Origin of the sequence: Micromonospora fulviviridis (assembly GCF_014648395.1) — a bacterium.
In the GTDB taxonomy this organism is placed as follows: Bacteria; Actinomycetota; Actinomycetes; order Mycobacteriales; family Micromonosporaceae; genus Micromonospora; species Micromonospora fulviviridis.
Genome location: NZ_BMRA01000015.1, coordinates 78,227 through 101,685, shown reverse-complemented (window position 1 = coordinate 101,685; position 23,459 = coordinate 78,227). Strand labels below are relative to the sequence as shown.

The following is a 23,459-nucleotide window of genomic DNA, read 5'->3' as shown; positions in this document are numbered from 1 at the left end:
CCAGGGCCAGGCTAGGCCGCCGCGACGACCCAGGGAAGGAGCAGCCGCCGCGCCGGCGCCGGGACCGGGTCGCTACGCTGACCGTACCGAGCCCGACCCGGTTCCGCGCACAGGAGGAAACCAGCGTGTCCAGCAGCAGCCCGGACGAGCGCACGCTCGTACTGATCAAGCCCGACGCGGTCCGCCGCGGTCTGGTGGGGGAGATCCTCGCCCGTTTCGAGCGCAAGGGCCTGCGGATCGACGCGCTGGTGACCCGCACCATGGACGGCGACTTCGCCGACCAGCACTACGCCGAGCACGTGGACAAGCCGTTCTACCCGCCGCTGAAGGCGTTCATGACCGGCGGCCCGCTGGTCGCCCTGGTGCTCTCCGGTGACCAGGTGATCGAGGTGGTCCGCGGGATGATCGGCAGCACCGACGGCCGCAAGGCCGCCGCCGGCACCATCCGCGGCGACTTCTCCCTCTCCAACCGGGAGAACCTGGTGCACGCCTCCGACTCGGTCGACAGCGCCAAGCGCGAGATCGGCCTCTGGTTCCCCGAGCTGGGCTGACCCGGCTTCGCCACGGCCCCGGTCCCGCGCCCGCGGGCCGGGGCCGTGGCACGTGCTCAGCCGGGCAGGCGGGTCAGCTTGTCCGGGTTGCCGATCAGGTAGAAGCCGGTGATCCGGCCGTCAGCGGCGGCCACGGAGAGCGTGTAGCGGGAGCCGGACGGCAGGTGCAGCAGCAGCGCCGGCGCGCCGTTGAGCTCGATCGGGGCGCCCCGGACGCCCGGGTGGCGGCGGTGGTACAGGCCGGTGAAGAAGCGGGCGATCCGCTCCGCGCCGAGGACCGGGTTGCGGGCGGCCGAGACCCGGCCGCCACCGTCGTTCCAGGCGGTGGCGTCGGCGGCGACCAGACCGGTCAGCCGGGCCAGGTCGCCGTCGCGCGCCGCGGCCAGGAACGCGTCGAGCAGCCGCCGCTGCTCCGCCGCTCCGGCGGTGAACCGCCGCCGGCCGTCGGCGATCCGCGTGACCGCGCGGTGGTGCAGCTGCCGGCAGTCCGCCGCGGACCGGTCCAGCAGGTCGCCGATCTCGGCGTACGGCAGGGCGAAGGCGGTGTGCAGCACGTACACCGCGCGCTCGGGCGGGGTGAGCCGTTCCAGCAGGTGCAGCAGCGCGGTGGAGAGCGTCTCCCGCTGCTCGACGGTGTCCAGCGGGCCGAACGGCGACGGGTCGGTCGGCACCGGCTCGGGCAGCCACGGCCCGACGTACGTCTCGCGGGCCGCCTGCCGGGCCCGCAGCCGGTCCAGGGCGAGCCGGGTGACCACCCGGGACAGGTAGCGGCGCGGCTCGGCCACGCTGTCCCGGTCGACGGCCAGCCAGCGCAGGTACGCCTCCTGGAGCACGTCCTCGGCGTCGTGGAGGCTGCCGAGCAGCCGGTACGCCAGCCCGAGCAGCATCGGCCGGTGCGCGGTGAGCGCACCGGCCGCCTGCGCCGCCACCGAGGGTGAGGTCACACCTCGACCGGCGGCTCGGTGCGGGTGCTCACTGAGATCCGGTTCCACACGTTGATTGTGGCGATCGCGACGAGCAGGTCGGCCAGTTCCTTCTCCGACCAGACCTTCGCGGCGGCGTCCCACACGTCGTCCGGCACGCCGTGCTCGCCGAGCCGGGTCACCGCCTCGGTGAGCGCCAGCGCGGCCCGCTCCCGCTCGTCGAAGAAGGGCGCCTCGCGCCACGCCGCCACCGCGAACAGCCGCCGGCTGGACTCGCCGGCCGCCAGCGCCTCCCGGCTGTGCATGTCGACGCAGAACGCGCAGCCGTTCATCATCGACGCGCGCAGCTTGACCAGTTCCAGCACGGTGTGGTCGACGTTCGTCCGGAGGTACTTCTCCAGGCCGAGCACCGCCTGGTACGCCTCCGGGGCCACCGCTGCCACGTTCATTCGGCTCATCGCCGTCTCCCTCGTCTCGTCGGTACGCCCACACGACGGATCCGGGCCGGCGTGGTGTGACGGTGCGAGGGTGTGACGGTGGTCATGGGGGAGCTGCCCGGCGCCGCCTGGGGGATCGGGCCGGACAACTCCCCGTGTCGACCCCCGGCCGACGCTGCGGACCGCTCCCCGCCCCGCGGCGTCGGCCGAGTGACCCGGGCGGACGCGAAGCGACCACCGGGACGGCCGGCGTTGCGCGGGTCACGCTAGGCGCGGGCGGTCGGCGGCGCCATGGATTCGGGCCGGACCGAATCCTCAGCCGGTGCCGCGGACCGGCTCGCCGGAGAGCAGGCCCAGCAGGGCGGCGCCCGCGGGCTCCAGCCCGTAGAGCACCCGCCGGCCGACCCGCCGGCGGTGCACCACCCCGGCGGCGAGCAGCGCGGACAGGTGCTCGGAGACGGTGCTCGGCGCCAGCCCGAGGGCGGCGGCCAGCCCGGCGGTGGTGGCCGGGCGGGTCAGTGCCCGCAGCACCGTGGCCCGGCCCCGGCCGAGCAGCAGCGCCAGGCGGTCGGTGCCGGGATCCGGCTGCCCGGCCGGCCCGGCCGCCAGCAGCGCCGCGCCCCGGGCCGGGTAGGAGACCGCCACCACGTTCGGGTGGTCGGTGGAGCAGGCCAGCCCACCACCGGAGAAGATCAGCGGAATGAGGAGCAGCCGCTGGTCGGCGGCCCGGACCTCCTGCTCCCACGGCTTCACCACGGTCAGCACCGGCCGCTCCCACCGGGCCTGTTCGTGCAGGTCGGCCAGGAGCACGTCCGGCCCGTCGGCGGCCAGCGCCCGGGCCCGGTGCAGCACCTCCTCGTCCAGCGCCGCCCGCATCGCCGGCCACCAGGGCGCGAGCGCCGCCTCCCACCAGCTGAGCAGGTCGTCGGCGACCCGGTCGAGGGCGCCGCGCGGGTCGGTCGCGTACGGGCGCAGCCAGTCCGGGACGCCGTCCGGCCAGTGCCGGGCGAGCTGCTCGGCGACCAGTTCCGCCGGGGTGTCCCGCAGCGCGGCGGTCTCCTCGGCCAGGCTCGGCGCGGCGGTTGGCGGGATCGGGCTGAGGAAGTCCGGCATGTTCGCCCCGGCGTCCAGGTAGACCCGCAGCGGCGCCGAGGCGGGCAGCCCGGCCAGCACCCGGCGGGCGTGCCGGGCCCAGTCGGTGTAGGGCCAGGGCAGCTCGTCGGGGTTGCGGTGCAGGAGCCAGAAGCCGGCCTGGATCTCCCACAGCGGACTGACCGCGATCCGGGTGTGGGCCACGGTCCTGTCGTCCAGGTGGATCCGGATCACGCCGCGAGGCTACCCGCACCGGTGGCGGCTTTCGACAGCCGTCGTTGAGGTGCCGGCCACCTCGGTCGGCGCCCCCGGTCATGTCCGGCCGGTAGACCGGGCTGGCGACTTCTGAACCGGGAGGATCCATGACCCAACTCGACCGACGTACGCTGCTGCGCGCCGGCCTGGTGGCCGGGGCCGGCGTCGCCGGCGGCGCGCTGCTCGGCGCGCCCGGCGCGCTCGCCGCCCCGGCCTGGCGGCCGGCCGGGCGGCCGCTGCTCACCCACGGCGTGCAGAGCGGCGACGTGACCGCCGACTCGGCGCTGGTCTGGACCCGCGCCGACCGGCCCGGCCGGATGCTGGTGGAGCTGAGCCGCCGGCCCGACCTGCGCGGGGCGCGCGTGGTGCGCGGCCCGGTGCTCGACCCGACCGGCGACTTCACCGGCCGGGTCCGGCTGCGCGGCCTGCCGACCGGCGAGCGGCTGTACTACCGGGTCCGGGTGGAGAGCCTGGACCGGCCCGGCCTGTGCAGCGAGCCGCTGGCCGGCTCGTTCGCCACCGCCCCGGGACGGCACCAGCGCCGGGACGTGCGGTTCGTGTGGACCGGGGACATCGTCGGGCAGGGCTGGGGGATCAGCCCCGACTTCGACGGCATGGCCATCTTCCGGTCGATGCGCGAGCGCCACCCCGACTTCTTCCTGTGCAGCGGCGACACCGTGTACGCCGACGGCCCGCTCACCGAGAGCGTCACGCTGCCCGACGGCCGGGTCTGGCGCAACCTGGTCACCCCGGAGAAGAGCAAGGTCGCCGAGACCCTGGCCGAGTACCGCGGGCAGTTCGCGTACAACCTGCTCGACGAGCACCTGCGGGCGTTCGCCGCCGAGGTGCCCCAGGTCAACCAGTGGGACGACCACGAGGTGCTGAACAACTGGTACCCGGGGGAGATCCTCACCGACGACCGGTACGCCGAGAAGCGGGTCGACGTGCTCGCCGCCCGGGCCCGGCAGGCGTTCCACGAGTGGCTGCCGGTCGCCGCCGACGGCCCGCTGTACCGCCGGCTGTCGTACGGGCCGCTGCTGGACGTCTTCGTCCTCGACATGCGCACCTACAAGGACCCGAACGACGGCAACACCTACGCCGACCCGGGGCGCGGCCTGCTCGGGCGGGAGCAGCGGGAGTGGCTGGTCCGCGAGCTGACCCGGTCGACGGCGACCTGGAAGGTGATCGCCAACGACCTGCCGATCGGCCTCGTGGTGCCGGACGGCCCGGGCGCGCAGGAGGGTGTCGCGCAGGGCGACCCGGGCGCGCCGGCCGGCCGCGAGCGGGAGTTCGCCGAGGTGCTGCGGGCCGTGCACCGGGCCGGGGTGACCGGCCTCGTCTTTCTCACGGCCGACGTGCACTACACCGCCGCCCACCACTACGACCCGGCCCGGGCGGCGTTCGGCGAGTTCACCCCGTTCTGGGAGTTCGTCTCCGGCCCGGCCCACGCCGGCGCGTTCGGCCCGAACGCCCTGGACGGCACCTTCGGCCCCCGGGCCGTCTTCGTCCACGCCCCAACCCGCGCCAACACCTCCCCCGCCGAGGGCTTCCAGCACTTCGGCGAGGTCGCCATCGACGGCGAGACGGCCGCCCTGACCGTCCACCTCCGCGACCGCGACGGCACCTCCCTCTGGACCACCACCCTCCCGTCCCCCACCCGCTGATCCCCGCCACCGATGCGTCGATCATGAGGTTGGCGGCGATGACGATCTCGGATGTCGCCGCCAACCTCATGATCACCGGGCGGGGCGATACTCGGGGGCGGGACCGGGGGTGGGTCGAGTACGCTTGTGGGCACAGGCGACGACCCGGCCATCACCGGTGAGCCTCCGGAAGAACGGCCGGGTGACCGGCTCAGTAGAACCGGACGGGACGGCCCGTCACAGCCGGCCAACGAGCGGGCGGTCGCACCTCGACCGTCAAGCGGGGTGGTACCGCGGGCCACCCGGGGCGCCGACACGGCGTACCCGGAGAAGCTCGTCCTCGCAGACCCACTGACGAGTGAGCTGCGCGAGGAGAGCGACCCCCGATGGCCTATCCGTTGCACGACCCGACCGCCGCCGGCGTCCCGGCGAGCCCGGACCTGCCCGCGGTCGAGCGCCGGGTCCTGGAGCACTGGACGGCCGACAAGACCTTCGAGGCGTCGGTCGAGGCCCGCCCCGCCGGGGCGGACGGCAAGAACGAGTACGTCTTCTACGACGGCCCGCCCTTCGCCAACGGCCTGCCGCACTACGGCCACCTCTTCACCGGATACGTGAAGGACGTGGTGCCGCGCTACCAGACCATGCGCGGGCGGCACGTCGAGCGCCGGTTCGGCTGGGACTGCCACGGCCTGCCGGCCGAGGTGGTGGCCGAGAAGCAGCTCGGCATCACCACCAAGGCGGAGATCCTCGACCTCGGCGTGGCCCGGTTCAACGAGGCCTGCCGCACCTCCGTGCTGGAGTTCACCCAGGACTGGGAGCGGTACGTCACCCGGCAGGCCCGCTGGGTCGACTTCGCCAACGACTACAAGACGCTCGACCTGGACTACATGGAAAGCGTCATGTGGGCCTTCCGGACCCTGCACGACAAGGGTCTGGTCTACGAGGGCTTCCGGGTGCTGGCGTACTGCTGGCGGTGCGAGACCCCGCTGTCGAACACCGAGACCCGGATGGACGACGTCTACAAGGACCGGCACGACCCCACGCTGACCGTGTGGTTCGAGCTGACCGCGGACGAGTCGGCCCCCGAGCCGGTGCGCGGCCCGGTGCGGCTCGGCGTCTGGACCACCACGCCGTGGACGCTGCCGTCGAACCTCGCGCTCGCCGTCGGCCCCGACATCGAGTACGCGGTGCTGGAGCGCGACGGGCAGCGCCACGTCGTCGGCGCGGCGCGGCTCGGCGCGTACGCCAAGGAGCTCGAGGGGTACGAGCAGGTCGGCACGGTGTACGGCCGGGACCTGGTCGGGCGCCGCTACACCCCGCTCTACGACTTCCTCGTCGAGCAGGCCGGCGAGAACGCCTACCAGGTGCTCGGTGCGGAGTTCGTCACCACCGAGGACGGCACCGGGATCGTCCACCTGGCCCCGGCCTTCGGTGAGGACGACCAGAACACCTGCAACGCGGCCGGGATCCCGACCGTCGTCACGGTCGACGACCACACCCGGTTCACCGGGCTGGTCCCGCCGTACCAGGGCGAGCAGGTCTTCGACGTGAACAAGCCGGTGATCCGGGAGCTGAAGGAGCGGGGGGTGGTGCTGCGGCAGGACACCTACACCCACTCCTACCCGCACTGCTGGCGCTGCGACACGCCGCTGGTCTACAAGGCGGTCTCCTCCTGGTTCGTCGCGGTCACCCGGTTCAAGGACCGGATGGTCGAGCTGAACCAGCAGATCAACTGGACCCCGGGGCACATCAAGGACGGCTCGTTCGGCAAGTGGCTGGCCAACGCCCGGGACTGGTCGATCAGCCGGAACCGCTTCTGGGGCTCGCCGATCCCGGTGTGGAAGTCCGACGACCCGAACTACCCGCGGGTCGACGTGTACGGCTCGCTGGACGAGCTGGAGCGGGACTTCGGCGTACGCCTGACCGACCTGCACCGGCCGGCGGTGGACGACCTGGTCCGCCCCAACCCGGACGACCCGACCGGGAAGTCGATGATGCGCCGGGTGCCCGAGGTGCTGGACTGCTGGTTCGAGTCCGGCTCGATGCCGTTCGCCCAGGTGCACTACCCGTTCGAGAACCGCGAGTGGTTCGAGCACCACTACCCGGGTGACTTCATCGTCGAGTACATCGGACAGACCCGCGGCTGGTTCTACACCATGCACGTGCTGGCCACCGCGCTGTTCGACCGGCCGGCGTTCCGCAACTGCCTGAGCCACGGCATCCTGCTCGGCTCCGACGGACGCAAGATGTCCAAGAGCCTGCGCAACTACCCGGACGTCTACCACGTCTTCGACTCGTACGGGTCGGACGCGATGCGCTGGATGCTGATGTCCTCGCCGGTGCTTCGCGGCGGCGACATGGCGGTGACCGAGGGGAACATCCGCGACTCGGTGCGCCAGGTGCTGCTGCCGCTGTGGAACGTCTGGTACTTCTTCTCGCTCTACGCCAACGCGGACGGGTACACCGCCCGCCGGCGGACCGACTCGACGCACCTGCTCGACCGGTACGTGCTGGCGAAGACGAACGAGTTGGTGTCGACGGCCCAGGCGCAGTTCGACGCGTACGACATCTCGGGTGCCTGCGCCACCGTCCGGTCCTACCTGGACGCGCTGACCAACTGGTACGTGCGCCGGTCCCGGGACCGGTTCTGGGCGGGCGACGCGGACGCGTTCGACACGCTCTGGACGGTGCTGGAGACGCTCTGCCGGGTGGTGGCGCCGCTGGCGCCGCTGACCGCGGAGGAGATCTGGCGTGGCCTCACCGGCGAGCGGTCGGTGCACCTGACCGACTGGCCGACGGCGGACGAGTTCCCGGCCGACCACGACCTGGTGGCCGCCATGGACAACGTCCGGGCGGTCGCCTCGGCGGCGCTGTCGCTGCGCAAGGCCAAGGGGCTGCGGGTCCGGCTGCCGCTGTCGAAGCTGACCGTGGCCTCCCCGGTCGCGGCCCAGCTGCGGCCCTTCGCCGACCTGGTCGCCGACGAGGTCAACGTGAAGGCGGTGGACATCACCGACGAGGTGTCCGCCTACTGCCAGCAGGTGCTGACCGTGGTGCCCCGGGCGCTCGGCCCGCGGGTCGGCAAGTCGGTCCAGCAGGTGATCAAGGCGGTCAAGGCGGGGGAGTGGGAGCTGGTCGACGGCGCCCCGGTCGCCGCCGGGATCACCCTCGCCGAGGGCGAGTACGAGCTGCGCCTGGTCGCGGCCGACGCCGAGCACTCCGCGCCGCTGCCCGGCGGCGAGGGCGTCGTCGTGCTGGACACCGAGGTCACCCCGGAGCTGGCCGCCGAGGGGCTGGCCCGGGACGTGGTCCGCGTGGTGCAGCAGGCCCGCCGGGACGCCGACCTGGACGTCTCGGACCGGATCGTGGTGGCCGTCTCCGCCTCGGAGGAGGTACGCGCGGCGGTCGCCGCGTACACCGACTTCGTGGCCCGGGAGGTGCTGGCCGACACGGTCGACTTCGCCGAGGGCGTCGACGGCTTCGCCGGCGAGGTCGGCGAGGGCGAGCGGGTGACGGTGGCCGTCCGGCGGGTATGAGGTCGTGACGGCGGGTCCGGCGGCGTTCGCGCCGCCGGACCACCCCGCGGACCGCTGACCACCCGATCCGCCGGATGCGGACCCGTCCGCTACCGTGACAGCGCCTGTTCACGTACGACCGCCGGAGGACCCGTGCCCCTGCTCTACACCATCGGCAAGCTCACCGTGGCGCCCGCGCTCCGGTTGGCCTTCCGTCCGCACGTGGAGGGGTTGGAGCACATCCCGGCGACCGGCGGCGCGATCTTCGCGGGCAACCACCTCTCCGTGGCCGACGAGCTGCTGCTCGGCACGGTGGTGCCCCGGCACCTGGCCTTCTGGGCCAAGTCGGAGTACTTCAAGGGCACCGGCGTGAAGGGCGCGATCTCCAAGTTCGTGCTCACCGGGCTGGGCGCCATCCCGGTCGAGCGCGCCGGTGGCCGGGCGGCGCTGTCCGCGTTCGACGCCGCCATCCCGGTCCTCAAGGCCGGCGACCTGGTGGCCGTCTACCCGGAGGGGACCCGTTCGCCCGACGGCCGGCTCTACCGGGGGCGGACCGGCGCCGCGCGGCTCGCGGTGGCGGCCGGCGTGCCGATCATCCCGGTGGGCGTGACCGGTACCGACAAGGCCCAGCCGATCGGCACGCGGGTGCCCCGGCCGGGCCGGGCGGAGATCACCATCCGGTTCGGCAAGCCGCTGGACTTCACCGGTCGGTCGGACGACCGGACGTCGCTGCGGGAGATGACCGACGAGATGATGGCCGAGATCCAGAAGCTCACCGGCCAGGAGTACGTGCCGCGCTACGCGCCGAAGCGCGTCGAGCCCACCGCCGACCCGACCGCCTGAGGCGTCACGGCGGGTCGCTGCCGCGCCGCGTCTCCTGGGCCACCACCGCGTCCAGGTCGCTGAGACGGCTCAGCTGCTTCATGGTCCGCGCCATCCGGGCGTTCGCCGGGAGCCGGCCGCGGTTGCGGGCCAGAAAGGCCCAGTAGCCGGCGGTGAACGGGCAGGCGTCCTCGCCGAGCCGCTGGCGCGGGTCGTAGCGGCAGCCGCCGCAGTAGTCGCTCATCCGGTTGATGTACGCGCCCCCGGCGACGTACGGCTTGGTGGTCATCCGGCCCAGGTCGGCGTACTGGCTCATGCCGACCACGTTGCCGGTCATCACCCACTCGTAGCCGTCCACGAACCGGGTGTGGAACCACTCGACCAGCTCCGCCGGGCGCCAGCCGCGCTGAAGGGCGTAGTTGCCGAGCACCATGAGCCGCGGGATGTGGTGCACCCAGGCCCGGTCGCGGACGCCGGTGAGCGCGTCCCGGAGGCAGCGCGCGTCGACCGCGTCCGCGTCCAGGTCGCGCCACCAGTCCGGCAGGGAGCGCCGGGCGCCCAGCTCGTTGCTGTCCCGCCAGCCCTTCCCGAAGTACCAGTAGGTGTGCCAGATGTAGTCCCGCCAGCCCATCACCTGCCGGACGAAGCCCTCCACGGCGGCCAGCGGCGCGCCCTGCCGCCGGTACGCCCGCTCGGCGCCCCGGACCGCCTCCAAGGGGTCCAGCAGGCCCAGGTTGAACGAGGACGACAGCAGGCTGTGCGCCAGCCACGGGTCGGTGGAGAGCATGGCGTCCTCGTACCGGCCGAACGCGGGGAGCCGGTACCGGAGGAAGTGCCGCAGCCGGGCCGTGGCCTCCCGGGCGGTGGCCGGGAAGCGGCGCGGCCCGTCCCGCCCGGTGAACCGGATGCCCTCCCGCGCCCACCGGTCCAGGTCGGCCCGGACCTCCGCGTCGATGTCGTCCTCCTTCGGCATCGGCGGGGCCGGCACGTCGAGCCGCCCGTCCTTCGGCGGCGGCTCGCGGTTCTCCGTGTCGAAGCTCCACCGGCCGCCGGCCGGGTCGCGGCCGTCCAGCAGCACCCCGTGGTGCTCCCGGGCGAACCGGTAGAACGCCTCCATCCGCAGCGCGCCCCGCCGGCCGTCGGCCCAGTCGGCGAAGTCCTCCAGGCTGGTCACGTAACCCCGGGCCGGCAGCACGGTGACCCGGTCCAGCTCGCGGACGAACTCCAGCGCCCGCCGCGACGTCGGGTGGCAGACCTCCAGCGGCTCGCGGACCCGGCTCAGCGCCTGCCCGTACGTCTCGCCGCGCAGGAAGATCGCCTGGTCGCCCAGCTCGGCGGCGCGGTGCCGGAGCGCGGAGAGGATCAGGTGGGCCTTCTGCCGGTGGTAGACCCGGCGCCGGAAGACCGCCTTGGACTCGATGAGGAGAACCGGCTGCTTCCGCTCGTCGAGGAAGTGCGGCCCCAGCTGGTCAGCGAAGAGCCAACGCCGCGACATGTCCCGATTGTCGCCCCTCGCGCCGATCCGGCCCGGAAGCAAGACGGAACCTTTACGTGTTCGATACGTTGCGAACGGTGACGACGGCTCAGGTCTGCTCGGGGACCACGACCTGCTCGCGCAGGTCGTTCAGCAGGCGGCCGCTGTCGTCCAGCGACAGCCGGGTGAAGACGCCGGTGGCCAGGCTGCCGTGATCGACCGAGGTGCACACCACCACCGTGTCGCCGTCGGCCCGGCCGACCGCGCAGCGCTCGTACCGGCCCCGGACGCCGGTCTCCACCGGCACCGGCGGCTTGAGGGCGTACCGGTCGGTGAGGCGGTCCAGCTCGGCCTCCGCGTCGGACTCCGGGCTCAGCCGGAACCCGGTGCCGCCGAAGAGGGTGACCCGCTTGCCGTCGGTCGTGGTGTAGATGCCGGCGAAGGTGTCCTCGGCGAGCAGGTGCGACTGGCGTACCTGTGACTTCAGCTCCTCGGCGGCGGCCTGGCTGCGCTCGTCCTGCCGCAGCCGCAGCGAGCCGAGCTGGTCGGGCAGGCTCGCGCGGGCCGGGTACTGGGCGGACAGCGGCTGGGCCCACCAGAGCGGCACGCCGCAGCAGCAGGCGACGCTCAGCAGCAGCACCCACGGCCAGCGGCGCCGGCGGCGGACCGGCACGGCCACGTACCCCTTGGGTGGCTGCCACCCGGGCGGCGCGGTCACCGCCGGCGGGGTCTTCCCGCGGCGCTGCTTCGGCGGCGCGGGCCGGGGCGGCGAGACCGGCGGCGACACCGGCCGGGCGACCGCCGGGCCCGGGACCGGGCGGGCGACGGGCGGCGGGGGCGCCGACGCGACCGGCGGGGCCGGGTACGACGGGGTGTGCGCCGGCGGCGGGTGCGGCGGGGTGTGCGCCGGCGGCGGGTGCGGCACCGGGTAGGGCGCCGTGTAGGGGAGCGTCGGCGGCAGCGCCGGGAAGTCGGCGGAGTGCAGGTCCCAGCCGGTGGTGTCCACGCCCGCCCACGGGTCGACGGGGACCTGGTGCTCCGGCGAGTCGGCCGGCGGCAGCGGCGTGGGCTCGGCCGACTCGCCCCACGCGCGCTTGCGCGGCGGCGGGGGCGGTACGGCGGCCGAGCCGCTCCAGCGGGGCGCGGGAGGCTCGGCCGGGGTGGAGTCCGCCCGGTCCTCGACCCGGGTCGGGTCGGGTCGCTGCTCCACCCGGGTGGGGTCGGGTCGGGGCGCGACCGGGGCCGAGCCGGCGGCGCGCGCGGGGCCGGGGACCGCGGCGCGGGCGGGTCCGGGGACGGCGGCGGAACCGCGGGCGGGATGGGCCGGCGAGACCGGGGTGGGGTCGGGGTCCGCGGCGGCCGGGGGCTCGGGTTGCGCCGCGGTGACGGCCTCGGCGTCTCGCGCGGCCTGGGCGTCGGGTTCGGCCTGCGTTCCGGGCTCGGTTTCGGTGTCCCGTGCCGCCTGGGCGTCGGGCTCGGCCTTCGTCTCCGGTCCGGCCTCCGCGGCGGGCGCGGCCTCCGCCTGCGCGGCGGGCTCGGCCTGCGGGGTGCCCTGCGCGTGCGGGGCCGGTTCGGCCTGCGGGGCGGCCTCCGCCTGTGGTGCGGGGTCGGCTTGTGGGGTGGCGTCCGCCTGCGGGGCCGGTTCGGCCTGCGGGGTGGCCTCCGCCTGTGGTGCGGGTTCGGCTTGTGGGGTGCCCTCCGCCGCCCGGGCCGGTTCGGTCTGCGCCGGTGGGGCGGGTTCGGCTTGCGAGGTGCCCTCCACCTGTACGGCGGGCCGGGCCTGCGGGTTCGGTGCGGTGGGCCGGGCCTCGGCGTCCGGCGTGCCGGACTCCCGCGTGGCGGACTCCCGCGTGGCGGACTCCGGCGTCGTGGCCTCCGGCCCGGACTCCGGCGCGGATGATGCGTCCGTCGTGGTCGGGGGCGTGGGGACGGCCTGCGGCGGCACGTCGGCCGGCGGCCCGACGACCGCCGGATCCCCGTCCCGACCGGTGGCCGGGGTGCCCCCGTCGGCCGGCCGGTCCGCCCCCGGCTGCGGCTGCGACATCGCGGCAATCTCCTCTCGCGCCGCTAGCGAGGTTAATACCGCCCCACAACCCCCGACGAATCCACGGCCACCGCCCCCGCCCACCCCCCGCCCCTGTCGATCAAGAGGTTTGCGTCGGAACGGCCGCGGATCCTGACGCAAACCTCTTGGTCAACGGGTCGGAGGGCCCGGTGGGCAGGTGGCGGTGCGGCGTGGTGGGTGGGGGAGCAGCGCGTACGCTTGGGCATCATGAGTGCCCCGTCGACGACGCCGCGCCCGGTCGCGGCCAATTCCGTGTGGCCCCGGCTGGAGCCGCTGCTGCCCCAGGTGACCAAGCCCATCCAGTACGTCGGTGGCGAGTTGGGTGCGGTGGTCAAGGACTGGGACGCGGCGACCGTCCGGTGGGCGCTGATGTACCCCGACGCGTACGAGGTGGGCCTGCCCAACCAGGGCGTGCAGATCCTCTACGAGGTGCTCAACGAGCTGCCCGACGTGCTCGCCGAGCGGACGTACGCGGTCTGGCCGGACCTGGAGCGGCTGATGCGCGCCCACGGCGTGCCGCAGTTCACCGTCGACGCGCACCGGGCGGTGCGCGACTTCGACGTGTTCGGCGTCTCCTTCTCCACCGAGCTGGGCTACACGAACCTGCTCACCGCGATCGACCTGGCCGGCATCCCGCTGCTGGCCGCCGACCGCACCGAGGCCGACCCGGTGATCGTGGCCGGCGGGCACGCCGCGTTCAACCCGGAGCCGATCGCCGACTTCATCGACGCCGCCGTGCTCGGCGACGGCGAGGAGGCGGTGCTGGAGATCACCGCGATCGTCCGGGACTGGAAGGCCGAGGGCTGCCCGGGTGGCCGGGACGAGCTGCTGCTGCGGCTGGCCCGCACCGAGAGCATCTACGTGCCGCGCTTCTACGACGTGGACTACCTGCCCGACGGCCGGATCCAGCGGGTCGTGCCGAACCGCCCCGACGTGCCGTTCCGGGTGCACAAGCGCACGACCATGGACCTGGACGCCTGGCCGTACCCGAAGAAGCCGCTCGTGCCGCTGGCCGAGACGGTCCACGAGCGGTACGCGGTGGAGATCTTCCGCGGCTGCACCCGGGGCTGCCGGTTCTGCCAGGCCGGCATGATCACCCGCCCGGTGCGGGAGCGCTCGATCACCACCGTCGGCCAGATGGTGCAGCAGGGGCTGGAGTTCTCCGGCTTCCACGAGGTGGGCCTGCTGTCGCTGTCGTCGGCCGACCACTCCGAGATCGGCGACATGTGCTCCGGCCTCGCCGAGCAGTACGCGGGCACCAACGTCTCGCTCTCGCTGCCGTCGACGCGGGTGGACGCCTTCAACATCGACCTGGCTCAGGAGCTGTCCCGCAACGGCCGGCGGACCGGCCTGACCTTCGCCCCGGAGGGCGGGTCGGAGCGGATCCGCAAGGTCATCAACAAGATGGTGTCGAAGGAAGACCTCATCCGCACCGTCGTCACCGCGTACACGAACGGCTGGCGGCAGGTGAAGCTCTACTTCATGTGCGGCCTGCCCACCGAGACCGACGAGGACGTCCTCGAGATCGCGGACATGGCGCACGAGGTCATCCGGGCCGGCCGGGCGGCGACCGGGTCCAAGGACATCCGCTGCACCGTCTCGATCGGTGGCTTCGTACCGAAGCCGCACACCCCGTTCCAGTGGGCCGCCATGGAGCGGCCGGAGGTCATCGACGGCCGGCTGAAGCTGCTCAAGCAGGCCATCAACAGCGACCGTTCGCTGGGCCGGGCGATCGGCTTCCGCTACCACGACGGCGAGCCGTCGCTGATCGAGGGCCTGCTGTCCCGGGGCGACCGGCGGGTCGGCGCGGTGATCCGCAAGGTCTGGGAGAACGGCGGCCGGTTCGACGGCTGGAGCGAGCACTTCTCCTACCAGCGCTGGGTGGACGCGGCGGCCGAGGTGCTGCCGTCCTTCGGCGTGGACCTGGACTGGTTCACCACCCGGGAGCGCGACGAGCTGGAGGTCCTGCCCTGGGACCACCTCGACTCCGGCCTGGACAAGGACTGGCTCTGGCAGGACTGGCAGGACTCCCTCGCCGAGTACGAGCAGGACGACTGCCGTTGGACGCCCTGCTTCGACTGCGGCGTCTGCCCGTCCATGGACACCGAGATCCAGATCGGCCCGACCGGCAGGAAGCTGCTGCCGTTGACCCCGGTCAACGGGCTGAAGCTGCCCACCGGCGCCCAGCACTAGCACCACCGACGCGGACCGGAGCGCGGGATCCCCACGGGGCTCCCGCGCTCCGTCACATTCCGGGACTCCTCGCCCGTCGATGTCCCGTGACGCGGGGTGGGGGTGCCTCGACTGGCCGTGGCTCGATACGCTGCGTCCGTATTGGACCGACCGGGGGTCGGCAGCGGGGAGGGCAGCAGCATGGGTGACATCAGGCCGCCGGACACCGGCGATCTGCACGTCAGCGTCGAGGACCTGGACGCCGCGGCGGAGTACGTCGAGCGCCTCAAGCAGTACGTCGACGACACCATCGGCTACGAGATGGAACGCATCAAGGAGCGGATGAAGGGCGACAGCAACAACGCGCAGACCGTGCCCAACGGCACGCCGTTCGGCGCGTACGAGGACGCCCGCATGCAGTGGCAGGCGCTGACGAAGTCGACGGCGAACATGGAGGGCCACCTCAAGGCGCTCTCCACCAAGCTGGCCACCCTGAAGCAGGGCACCGAGGACATCGCCAAGGCGTTCCGGGACACCGAGGCCCGCAACGCCGCCAACGGCAAGGAGATCGAGCGGATGCTGGAGTCCGCCGCCCCGCCGCCGCCGACGGGCCAGCAGCCCACCTACCCGTACACGGCCTGAGGGGGAGACGGTCATGGCTGGAGGAACCTGGGAGCGGTGCGTCCGCGAGGTGACGCTGTCGGCGGACCCGGAGACGGTCGGCTCGGTCGGCGTGGGGTGGACCAGCCTCGCCACCGGCCTGGGCTACCTGCGCGACGCGCTCGTCGGGCGGTCCTTCGTCGGCCCGATCGCGCCCGGTCAGGAGCGCCCGCACAGCGGCGGCCTGCCCGGCCTGCTCGCCGGCTGGAAGGGCAGCGGCGGCGACGCGTACCGCGAGCACCTGGGCGAGATCGGCAAGGAGATCGAGGATCTGATCACCCACGCCAGCAACGTCAGCGGCGCGCTGTCGCGGATCGAGGGTGACATCCGCAAGTCGGTGGCGAGCATCCCGATCCCGCTGATGGACGACTTCGGCTGGAACGAGTGGAGCCTGCCCAACGGCACCGAGCTCGACGACGCCCGCGACGGCGAGAGCTCCTCGGGCTTCCTGGCCGCGCTGCGCAAGGACTACCAGAGCAACCCCGCCTCGTACGCCGACGGCGCGTTCCGCGACAAGGCCGACGACCTCGAGGCGACCATGAAGGTCGACGGGAACGCCGACGACAACAAGCGCGGCGGCTGGTGGGACACCAAGTCGCACCTGGACAACTGGTACCGGGACAACCAGCAGGCGGCCAACTCGGCGATGTCGCCGCTGCCCACCGCGGTGCAGACGGAGCGGCCCAAGCTGGTGGTGCCGACCCCGAACTCCGGCGTCGACGACTACCGCCCCGACGACCGCAAGCCGCCGTCCGGCCTGCCCGGCGGTGGTGGCGGCGTCGGTGGCGGTGGCGCGGGCGGCGGCTACGGCGGCGGGCCCTCCCTCGGCAGCACCGGCATCGGCGGCGGGGGCGGGGGTTCCTTCGGCGGCGGCGGATCGATGACGCCCCCGCCCACCACCGGCGGCCCCGACTTCGGCGGCGGGCACACCGGCGGCGGCGCCGGCTCGCACACCCCGCCGTCCACCGGCGCCGGCTACCCGGGCACCGGCGGCCACGACTACGGCAGCGGCCTCGCCGGCGCCGGCGGGCCGAGCACCATCGGCGGCGGCACCGGCGGTCTCGGTGGCGGCATCAGCTCGGCGGGGCTCGGCGGTGGTGGCGGCGGCTTCGGCGGCGGCGGGGCCGGCCTCGGCTCGGCCGGCGGCATCGGCGGCGGCGGTCTCGGCGCGGCCGGCGCGGTCGGGATGGGCGGCATCCCCGGCATGGTCGGCGGCGGCAACGGCAAGGTGCCCCCGATGACCAGCGCGGCCAGCGCCCTGCGCAACGCGACCGGCGCGGGCGCGGGTGGCATGCGCGGCGGCGCCGGCATGATGGGCGGCGGCATGATGGGCGGCGGGCACGGCGGCGCCGGGCACGGCGGCAGCGGCACCGAGCACTCGTCGTGGTTGACTGAGGACGACGATCCGTGGGGCAGCGGTGACGCCGCGTCCCCGGGCATCCTGCGCTGAGGACGGACGGATGAGGTTGCACGCGGGCTCGCTCCGGCCGGTCGCGGCCGGCCTGCTGGCCGGTCTCATGGTGCTGGGGGCCGCCCAACCGGCGGCCGCCGCCCCGCGCCGGGCCGAGCAGTGGTACCTGGACGAGCTGCGGATCGACCAGGCGCACCGGCTCTCCACCGGGCGCGGCGTGACCGTCGCGGTGGTGGACAGCGGTGTCGACGCCAGCCACCCGGAGCTCGCCGGCCAGGTGCTTCCCGGTCGCCGCAGCTACGGCGCCGCCGGCGACGGGCGCTCCGACTCGGACGGTCACGGCACCCACATGGCCGGAATCATCGCGGCGCGCAACGCCGGTCCGGACGGGGTGACCGGCATCGCGCCGGGCGTGCGGATCCTGCCGATCAAGACGAAGCCGGGCGACGGGGAGATCAGCCAGGCGGCGTCGGCCCAGGGCATCCGGATGGCCGTCGACGGCGGCGCCAAGGTCGTCAACCTGTCCTACGGCGCCCTGGGAGTGGCGTCCGACGACGAAGAGGCCGCGATCAGGTACGCCCTGGACCGGGACGTGGTCGTGGTGGCCGGTGCGGGCAACACCGCCAAGGGGCACAGCCAGGTGATCAGCCCGGCCAACGTCCCTGGGGTGATCGCGGTGACCGGCACCACCAAGGGTGGGCGGTTCTGGTCCGGCTCGACCCAGGGACCCGAGGCCGTGGTGTCGGCCCCGGCCGACGGCATCTACAACGCCGGCCCGGACCACGGCTACGGCTGGGGTGACGGAACCTCCGACGCCACCGCGATCGTCTCCGGCATCGCGGCGCTCATCCGGTCGAAGTACCCGGACCTCTCCGCGCCCAACGTGATCAACCGGATCATCCGCACCGCCCGGGACGCCGGCCCGCCCGGCCGCGACCCGCAGTACGGCTTCGGCCGCGTCGACCCGGTGGCGGCGCTGACCGCCAAGGTGCCGGCGGTCTCGGCGAACCCGCTGCTCGCCCCGGCCGCGGCCAGCCCGGCCCCGCCGCAGGCGGCCGAGGACGACGACTTCGACGTCACCGAGCACGGCGACCGCGGCGGCCCCACCGACCAGCAGGTCATGATCATCGGCATCGGCATCGCGGTGGCGCTGGTGGTGCTGGTGGCGCTCGTGGTCTTCCTGATCTGGAACCGGCGCCGCTACCGCCGCGAGGCGGCCCGGGCGGCCGACGTACCGGACGAACTGCTCGACCAGGGCGCCGGGGGCGGTTACGGCACCCCGCCCGTCCCGGCCGGCTACCACGCCCCGCCGGGCCCGCCGGGCGGTCACGTCGCGCCGGGCGCCAACCCGTACGCTCCGCCGCCGGGTCACGTTCCGCCGCCACCGGGGTCCTACCCGCCACCGGGCGGGAACCGGTCCTGAACCGTGGTGGCCGGCCGGCTGACCTGCGCGTCACCGGCCGGCCACCGTCGTCTTCGGGCGGGGCGGGAAGCCCCCGCTGACCGGTTCCGGCCGGTTCGTCCGGCGGCTCGCACCGCCCCGGCTGCGGGCCGCGCCGGCCGCTGCGCCAGGATGGGACGGACACGCAGGTACAGCCGAGGAGCTCACGATCGCCAGAAAGCCTCAACCCGAGGGCGGCCAGGCGCCGGTCGTCCAGCGGGTCCGGATCCGGTACGCCAAGCGTGGACCGCTGCGGTTCACCTCGCACCGGGACTTCGCCCGGGCCTTCGAGCGCGCGCTGCGCCGGGCCGGCGTACCGATCGCCTTCTCCCAGGGTTTCACCCCGCACCCGAAGATCTCGTACGCCTCCGCCGCCCCGACCGGGGTGGCCAGCGAGGCGGAGTACCTGGAGATCGGCCTGCGCGAGCCGGTCGACCCGGCGCAGCTGCGGGCGGCCCTGGACGCCGCCCTGTCGCCCGGGCTCGACGTGCTGGACGCGGTGGAGGCCGCCGGCGGCAGCCTGGCCGACCGGATCGAGGCGTCCCGCTGGCGGATCGAGCTGCCCGAGGTCGACCCGGCCGTGCTGGAGCGGGCGGTGAGCGCGTTCACCGCCGCCGAGGAGATCCAGGTCGAGCGGATGACCAAGCAGGGGCGGCGCACCTTCGACGCCCGTGCCGCCGTCATCGCCATCGATACGCTGCCGCCGTCCGAGACGCCTTCCGGGGCGACGGCCGTACCGTGTGCGATACTCGAACTGGTCGTGCGGCAGGTCACCCCGTCCGTGCGACCCGATGACGTCCTTTCCGGCCTCCGCGTGGTGGCCGACCTGGAGCCGCCGGTCTCCCCGAGGGTGATCCGGCTGGCGCAGGGCACGCTGACCGCGCAGGGCGAGATCGTGGATCCGTTGGACGCGGATCGCGACGGGGCAGCCATCGGAGAACGCTGACCGACGGTCAGCGTTCTGGCAGGCAGACTTCGGCGGTCGCGCACCTGCGCGCCCGGCGGAAACACCTTTTGCGGCGACCCTGCGTGGCAGCGCTCACCCGCGCCCGGGGCAGCCAGAACTGGAGAACGTCCATGCTCGAGAACGAGCCCGAGGGCGGCGAACGGACCGGCGCAGAGCCGGCCGAGGCGACCGCTACCAGCAACACCGACAGCACCACCGAGGCGAAGCCGCCGGCCCGCAAGCGGGCCAGCCGCCGCAAGACCGCGCCGCTTAACCAGCCGGAGCAGACCGACGCGCCGGTGGAGGCGTCGACGGCGGCGACCGGCAGCGGCGAGTCCCCGCAGGCCGAGGTGTTCGCCCCGGTCGCCGGGGAACTGGAGGCCGCGCCGAAGACCCGGCGGCGGCGCAAGGCGACCCCCGCCAAGGCGGTCGAGGAGCCGGTGGCCGCGGCCGGGGCGGAGGCCGCCTCCGACGAGGTGGTGCCGCCGGTCAAGGTGACCCGTACCCGCCGTCGCAAGACCACCCCGGCGCCCGTCGAGGCCCCGGCGGACGAGTCGCCGACCGAGGCGCCCGCCGAGGCCGCCGGGCCGACGGTCGAGCCGCACGCGGTCGCCGAGCCGCAGGCCGACGCGGAGCCGCCCGCCGCACCGGTGACCGCCGAGGGCGAGCCCGAGGACGAGGACGCGGTCGGCGAGGACGCCGAGGACGAGCCGACCCGGGGCGGCCCGGCCGCCGACGAGGCCCGCCTGGCCCGCGCCGGTGGTCCGGAGGACCGGACCGGTGAGGTGTCGCCGGGCGCCGCCGTGCCGGGGGCCCCCGAGGAGCCCGCCCCGACCACCCGTCGGCGTCGGGCCGCGCTCTCCGCGCCGGCCGTCCTGTTCATGCCTCCCCAGCCCGAGGAGGCCCCGGTCGTCCGGGTCACCTACCCGGTCGCCGAGGAGCCGGTCGAGGAGCCGGCGGAGACCGGCCGGCGCCGCCGGCGCGGCCGCCGCGAGGCCGAGCCGGTCGAGGTCGAGGTCGAGGTCGAGGAGGAGCCGACCGCCGAGGCCGAGGAGATCGCCGAGGCGGAGGAGGACGAGGACGAGGCGGCCATGCGTCGCCGTCGCCGTCGGGGCCGCCGGGGCCGGGGCCGCGGTCGGGGCGCCGAGGAGGCCGAGGACGAGGAGGCCGAGGAGGCCGTCCGGGCCGAGGCCGCCGAAGCCGAGGCCGAGGAGACCGAGGACGAGGAGGAGGCCGAGGGCGAGGGGATGACCCGTCGTCGCCGTCGGCGCCGCCGCCGGGGCGCGGGCGAGGCGGAGACCGCCGCCGAGGACGGCGTGCCCACGGTTGTCAAGATCCGCGAGCCGCGCAAGGCCGTCGACGAGGTGCAGGGCGTCTCCGGCTCGACCCGGCTGGAGGCCAAGCGGCAGCGCCGCCGGGACGGCCGCGAGCAGCGGCGTACCCGCCCGCCGATCCTCAGCGAGTCGGAGTTCCTGGCCCGCCGGGAGGCGGTCGACCGGGTGATGGCCGTGCGCCAGCGGGGCGACCGGACCCAGATCGCGGTCCTCGAGGACGGCGTGCTGGTCGAGCACTACGTGACCCGCAACTCGTCCGGCACCATGGCCGGCAACGTCTACCTGGGCAAGGTGCAGAACGTCCTGCCCAGCATGGAGGCGGCCTTCGTCGACATCGGGCGCGGCCGCAACGCCGTGCTCTACGCCGGCGAGGTCAACTGGGACACCACCGGCCTGGAGGGCCGGGCCCGCTCGATCGAGCAGGCGCTCAGGTCCGGCGACTCGGTGCTGGTGCAGGTCACCAAGGACCCGATCGGGCACAAGGGCGCCCGGCTCACCAGCCACATCGCGCTCTCCGGCCGGCACCTGGTCTACGTGCCGAACGGCAACGCCTCGGGCATCAGCCGGAAGCTGCCGGACACCGAGCGCAAGCGGCTGCGGGACATCCTCAAGAAGTTGGTGCCGGACGGCGCCGGCGTGATCGTCCGGACGGCCGCCGAGGGCGCCAGCGAGGACGAGCTGGCCCGGGACGTCAAGCGGCTCCAGGCGCAGTGGGAGGAGATCCAGGCCAAGGCGGCCGAGGGCGGCGCCCCGGTGCTGCTCTACGAGGAGCCCGACCTGGTCATCCGGGTGGTCCGGGACCTGTTCAACGAGGACTTCCGCGAGCTGGTCATCGAGGGCGAGTCGGCGTACGACCTGGTCGAGTCCTACCTGTCGCACGTCTCGCCGGACCTGGTGGCGCGGCTGCGCCGGCACGCCGGCACCACGGACGTCTTCGCCGAGTACCGGATCGACGAGCAGATCCTCAAGGGGCTGGACCGGAAGGTCTTCCTCCCCTCCGGCGGTTCGCTGGTGATCGACCGGACCGAGGCCATGACCGTCATCGACGTCAACACCGGCAAGTACACCGGCTCCGGCGGCAACCTGGAGGAGACGGTCACCCGGAACAACCTGGAGGCGGCCGAGGAGATCGTGCGCCAGCTCCGGCTGCGCGACCTCGGCGGCATCGTGGTGATCGACTTCATCGACATGGTGCTGGAGTCGAACCGGGAGCTGGTGCTGCGCCGGCTCACCGAGTGCCTGGGCCGGGACCGCACCAAGCACCAGGTCACCGAGATCACCTCGCTCGGCCTGGTGCAGATGACCCGCAAGCGGATCGGCGCCGGCCTGCTGGAGGCGTTCAGCGAGACCTGCGAGTGCTGCAAGGGCCGGGGCGTGATCATCCACACCGAGCCGGTGCCGGAGAAGCCGCGCGGCGGCGCGGGGGAGAAGGTCAAGGCGGTCGCCTCGGCCGTCACCGCCCCCGCGGGCGAGGAGAAGGGCCGGCGCCGGGGCCGCAAGGCCGCCCCGGAGAAGCCCGCCGCGGAGGTCGCGGAGCAGCCCGCCCCGGCCGCGCCGGAGAAGGCCGTCGCCGAGGTGGTCGAGAGCTCGGACGACGACTACTACGACACCCAGGGCTACGACCTGTCCCGGTTCGAGACCCAGACGGCCGCCGCCCCGGCGGTCACGGACAGCCAGGAGGGCGACTCGGCCCGGCTGGCCGCCGCGGACGACCCGGACGCCCTCGGCGACGGGGACGAGGAGGGCGCCGACACCGGCACCGCCCGCCGTAGGTCCCGGCGTGGCGGCGCCCGGCGGCGTACCCGGCCGTGAGCCGCTGACCCGTACGCGTTCGACAGGGCCCCTGCCCCGGCCACAGAGTCCGGGGCGGGGGCTCTGCCGTCTCCGTCGACCCCGCGTGGACCGCTTCACGGTGTGCTCCGCCTCACCACCACGCTGAACGGGTGGCCCGGTTTGGGTGGCGGGCCGGGTATGGCGTACGCTTGCCTGCGGCGCACTTTGGTGTGCCGAGTTCCCGCGTGCCCGCGCTGCCGGTGTCACGGCTCCCGGCGAGACGCCGTGGGAACGACCGCCAGCAGCCTCAACGACAGGGAGTCCGCCTCCGATGTACGCGATCGTCAAGACCGGCGGCAAGCAGTACAAGGTCGCCGAGGGCGACGTGATCGAGGTCGAGAAGCTCGCCGGTGCCCCCGGCGACGCGGTGAAGCTCACCGCGGTGCTCCTCGTCGACGGTGACGACCTGGTGACCGACGCGACGAAGCTTGCCAATGTCGCGGTGTCCGGCGAGATCGCCGCGCACACCAAGGGCCCGAAGATCCGGATCCACAAGTTCAAGAACAAGACCGGCTACCACAAGCGCCAGGGTCACCGCCAGCCGCTGACCCAGGTCAAGGTGACCGGCATCTCCAGCGGGAAGTAGGTCGTCCTCCAATGGCTCACAAAAAGGGTGCGTCCAGCTCGCGTAACGGTCGCGATTCCGCGGCCCAGCGGCTCGGCGTGAAGCGCTTCGGTGGTCAGGTCGTCAGCGCGGGTGAGATCCTCATCCGTCAGCGTGGCACCAAGTTCCACCCCGGTGACCTGGTCGGCCGTGGCGGCGACGACACGCTGTTCGCGCTGGCCGCCGGCTCGGTCCAGTTCGGCACCAAGCGCGGTCGCAAGACCGTCAGCATCGTGCCGCAGCAGTAATTCGCAGGCGTCGCGGGCCGTGGACCTCGGGTCCCG

17 protein-coding genes are annotated in these 23,459 nt (G+C 74.1%); 12 read left to right on the top strand and 5 right to left on the bottom strand.

Features of this window, described 5'->3' with window-relative positions:
- Window positions 1-125 precede the first annotated feature (125 nt).
- On the top strand, window positions 126-551 hold the full coding sequence (gene ndk / locus IEY96_RS29730; RefSeq protein WP_091319140.1) for a nucleoside-diphosphate kinase: 426 nt from the start codon (window positions 126-128) through the stop codon (window positions 549-551).
- Between the two features lie 56 nt (window positions 552-607).
- On the opposite strand, the gene sigJ is transcribed toward ndk, so the two are convergent.
- The 3 genes from sigJ to IEY96_RS29715 form a co-directional block, all read right to left on the bottom strand.
- Window positions 608-1,495 carry an RNA polymerase sigma factor SigJ gene (sigJ, locus tag IEY96_RS29725; protein ID WP_229791969.1) on the bottom strand — a complete coding sequence of 296 codons (888 nt, stop codon included), beginning with the start codon at window positions 1,493-1,495 and terminating at the stop codon, window positions 608-610.
- Complete coding sequence (locus tag IEY96_RS29720; protein WP_189198109.1) at window positions 1,492-1,932, bottom strand: carboxymuconolactone decarboxylase family protein; 441 nt, start codon at window positions 1,930-1,932, stop codon at window positions 1,492-1,494. The genes sigJ and IEY96_RS29720 overlap by 4 nt, the downstream gene beginning before the upstream one ends.
- A gap of 294 nt (window positions 1,933-2,226) precedes the next feature.
- Window positions 2,227-3,237 carry an ArsR family transcriptional regulator gene (locus IEY96_RS29715; RefSeq protein ID WP_189198108.1) on the bottom strand — a complete coding sequence of 337 codons (1,011 nt, stop codon included), beginning with the start codon at window positions 3,235-3,237 and terminating at the stop codon, window positions 2,227-2,229.
- Window positions 3,238-3,365: 128 nt separating this feature from the next.
- Here IEY96_RS29715 and IEY96_RS29710 point away from each other — a divergent pair, with 128 nt between their 5' ends.
- The 3 genes from IEY96_RS29710 (at window position 3,366) to IEY96_RS29700 (ending at window position 9,256) form a co-directional block, all read left to right on the top strand.
- On the top strand, window positions 3,366-4,922 hold the full coding sequence (locus IEY96_RS29710; protein WP_189198107.1) for an alkaline phosphatase D family protein: 1,557 nt from the start codon (window positions 3,366-3,368) through the stop codon (window positions 4,920-4,922).
- 365 nt (window positions 4,923-5,287) lie between these two features.
- Window positions 5,288-8,434 (top strand): isoleucine--tRNA ligase, encoded by a 3,147-nt coding sequence (ileS, locus tag IEY96_RS29705; protein ID WP_189198106.1) that lies wholly within the window; start codon window positions 5,288-5,290, stop codon window positions 8,432-8,434.
- A gap of 132 nt (window positions 8,435-8,566) precedes the next feature.
- On the top strand, window positions 8,567-9,256 hold the full coding sequence (locus IEY96_RS29700; protein WP_189198105.1) for a lysophospholipid acyltransferase family protein: 690 nt from the start codon (window positions 8,567-8,569) through the stop codon (window positions 9,254-9,256).
- 4 nt (window positions 9,257-9,260) lie between these two features.
- Here IEY96_RS29700 and IEY96_RS29695 read toward each other — a convergent pair whose 3' ends face one another.
- Window positions 9,261-10,730: a cryptochrome/photolyase family protein gene (locus IEY96_RS29695; RefSeq protein WP_189198104.1), complete on the bottom strand. Its 1,470-nt coding sequence runs from the start codon at window positions 10,728-10,730 to the stop codon at window positions 9,261-9,263.
- An 88-nt stretch (window positions 10,731-10,818) separates the two neighbouring features.
- On the bottom strand, window positions 10,819-12,753 hold the full coding sequence (locus IEY96_RS32990; RefSeq protein WP_229791968.1) for a hypothetical protein: 1,935 nt from the start codon (window positions 12,751-12,753) through the stop codon (window positions 10,819-10,821).
- Between the two features lie 228 nt (window positions 12,754-12,981).
- Between IEY96_RS32990 and IEY96_RS29685 the strand changes: the two genes are divergently transcribed.
- From IEY96_RS29685 to rpmA, 8 genes are all read left to right on the top strand, one after another.
- Complete coding sequence (locus IEY96_RS29685) at window positions 12,982-14,967, top strand: TIGR03960 family B12-binding radical SAM protein (protein ID WP_189198103.1); 1,986 nt, start codon at window positions 12,982-12,984, stop codon at window positions 14,965-14,967.
- Window positions 14,968-15,147: 180 nt separating this feature from the next.
- Window positions 15,148-15,588 carry a hypothetical protein gene (locus tag IEY96_RS29680; RefSeq protein WP_189198102.1) on the top strand — a complete coding sequence of 147 codons (441 nt, stop codon included), beginning with the start codon at window positions 15,148-15,150 and terminating at the stop codon, window positions 15,586-15,588.
- Between the two features lie 13 nt (window positions 15,589-15,601).
- Window positions 15,602-17,056, top strand: coding sequence for a hypothetical protein (locus tag IEY96_RS29675; RefSeq protein WP_189198101.1), 1,455 nt, complete (start codon window positions 15,602-15,604; stop codon window positions 17,054-17,056).
- 10 nt (window positions 17,057-17,066) lie between these two features.
- Window positions 17,067-18,440, top strand: coding sequence for a type VII secretion-associated serine protease mycosin (gene mycP / locus IEY96_RS29670; protein WP_189198100.1), 1,374 nt, complete (start codon window positions 17,067-17,069; stop codon window positions 18,438-18,440).
- 244 nt (window positions 18,441-18,684) lie between these two features.
- Complete coding sequence (locus IEY96_RS29665) at window positions 18,685-19,404, top strand: TIGR03936 family radical SAM-associated protein (protein WP_189198123.1); 720 nt, start codon at window positions 18,685-18,687, stop codon at window positions 19,402-19,404.
- Window positions 19,405-19,535: 131 nt separating this feature from the next.
- A complete protein-coding gene (locus IEY96_RS29660; protein WP_189198099.1) occupies window positions 19,536-22,550 on the top strand; it encodes a ribonuclease E/G in 3,015 nt (1,004 codons plus the stop codon).
- A gap of 292 nt (window positions 22,551-22,842) precedes the next feature.
- Window positions 22,843-23,157: a 50S ribosomal protein L21 gene (rplU, locus tag IEY96_RS29655; RefSeq protein ID WP_107078949.1), complete on the top strand. Its 315-nt coding sequence runs from the start codon at window positions 22,843-22,845 to the stop codon at window positions 23,155-23,157.
- An 11-nt stretch (window positions 23,158-23,168) separates the two neighbouring features.
- Window positions 23,169-23,423 carry a 50S ribosomal protein L27 gene (rpmA, locus tag IEY96_RS29650; RefSeq protein ID WP_013288010.1) on the top strand — a complete coding sequence of 85 codons (255 nt, stop codon included), beginning with the start codon at window positions 23,169-23,171 and terminating at the stop codon, window positions 23,421-23,423.
- Window positions 23,424-23,459 lie beyond the last annotated feature (36 nt).

Excerpts from the sequence above, each read along its gene's own strand:
- IEY96_RS29720 (WP_189198109.1), bottom strand. The coding sequence starts at position 1,932 with ATGAGCCGAATGAACGTGGCAGCGGTGGCCCCGGAGGCGTACCAGGCG.
- IEY96_RS29710 (WP_189198107.1), top strand. The coding sequence starts at position 3,366 with ATGACCCAACTCGACCGACGTACGCTGCTGCGCGCCGGCCTGGTGGCC.
- ileS (WP_189198106.1), top strand. The coding sequence starts at position 5,288 with ATGGCCTATCCGTTGCACGACCCGACCGCCGCCGGCGTCCCGGCGAGC.
- IEY96_RS29695 (WP_189198104.1), bottom strand. The coding sequence starts at position 10,730 with ATGTCGCGGCGTTGGCTCTTCGCTGACCAGCTGGGGCCGCACTTCCTC.
- IEY96_RS32990 (WP_229791968.1), bottom strand. The coding sequence starts at position 12,753 with ATGTCGCAGCCGCAGCCGGGGGCGGACCGGCCGGCCGACGGGGGCACC.
- IEY96_RS29685 (WP_189198103.1), top strand. The coding sequence starts at position 12,982 with ATGAGTGCCCCGTCGACGACGCCGCGCCCGGTCGCGGCCAATTCCGTG.
- IEY96_RS29680 (WP_189198102.1), top strand. The coding sequence starts at position 15,148 with ATGGGTGACATCAGGCCGCCGGACACCGGCGATCTGCACGTCAGCGTC.
- IEY96_RS29675 (WP_189198101.1), top strand. The coding sequence starts at position 15,602 with ATGGCTGGAGGAACCTGGGAGCGGTGCGTCCGCGAGGTGACGCTGTCG.
- mycP (WP_189198100.1), top strand. The coding sequence starts at position 17,067 with ATGAGGTTGCACGCGGGCTCGCTCCGGCCGGTCGCGGCCGGCCTGCTG.
- IEY96_RS29660 (WP_189198099.1), top strand. The coding sequence starts at position 19,536 with ATGCTCGAGAACGAGCCCGAGGGCGGCGAACGGACCGGCGCAGAGCCG.
- rplU (WP_107078949.1), top strand. The coding sequence starts at position 22,843 with ATGTACGCGATCGTCAAGACCGGCGGCAAGCAGTACAAGGTCGCCGAG.
- rpmA (WP_013288010.1), top strand. The coding sequence starts at position 23,169 with ATGGCTCACAAAAAGGGTGCGTCCAGCTCGCGTAACGGTCGCGATTCC.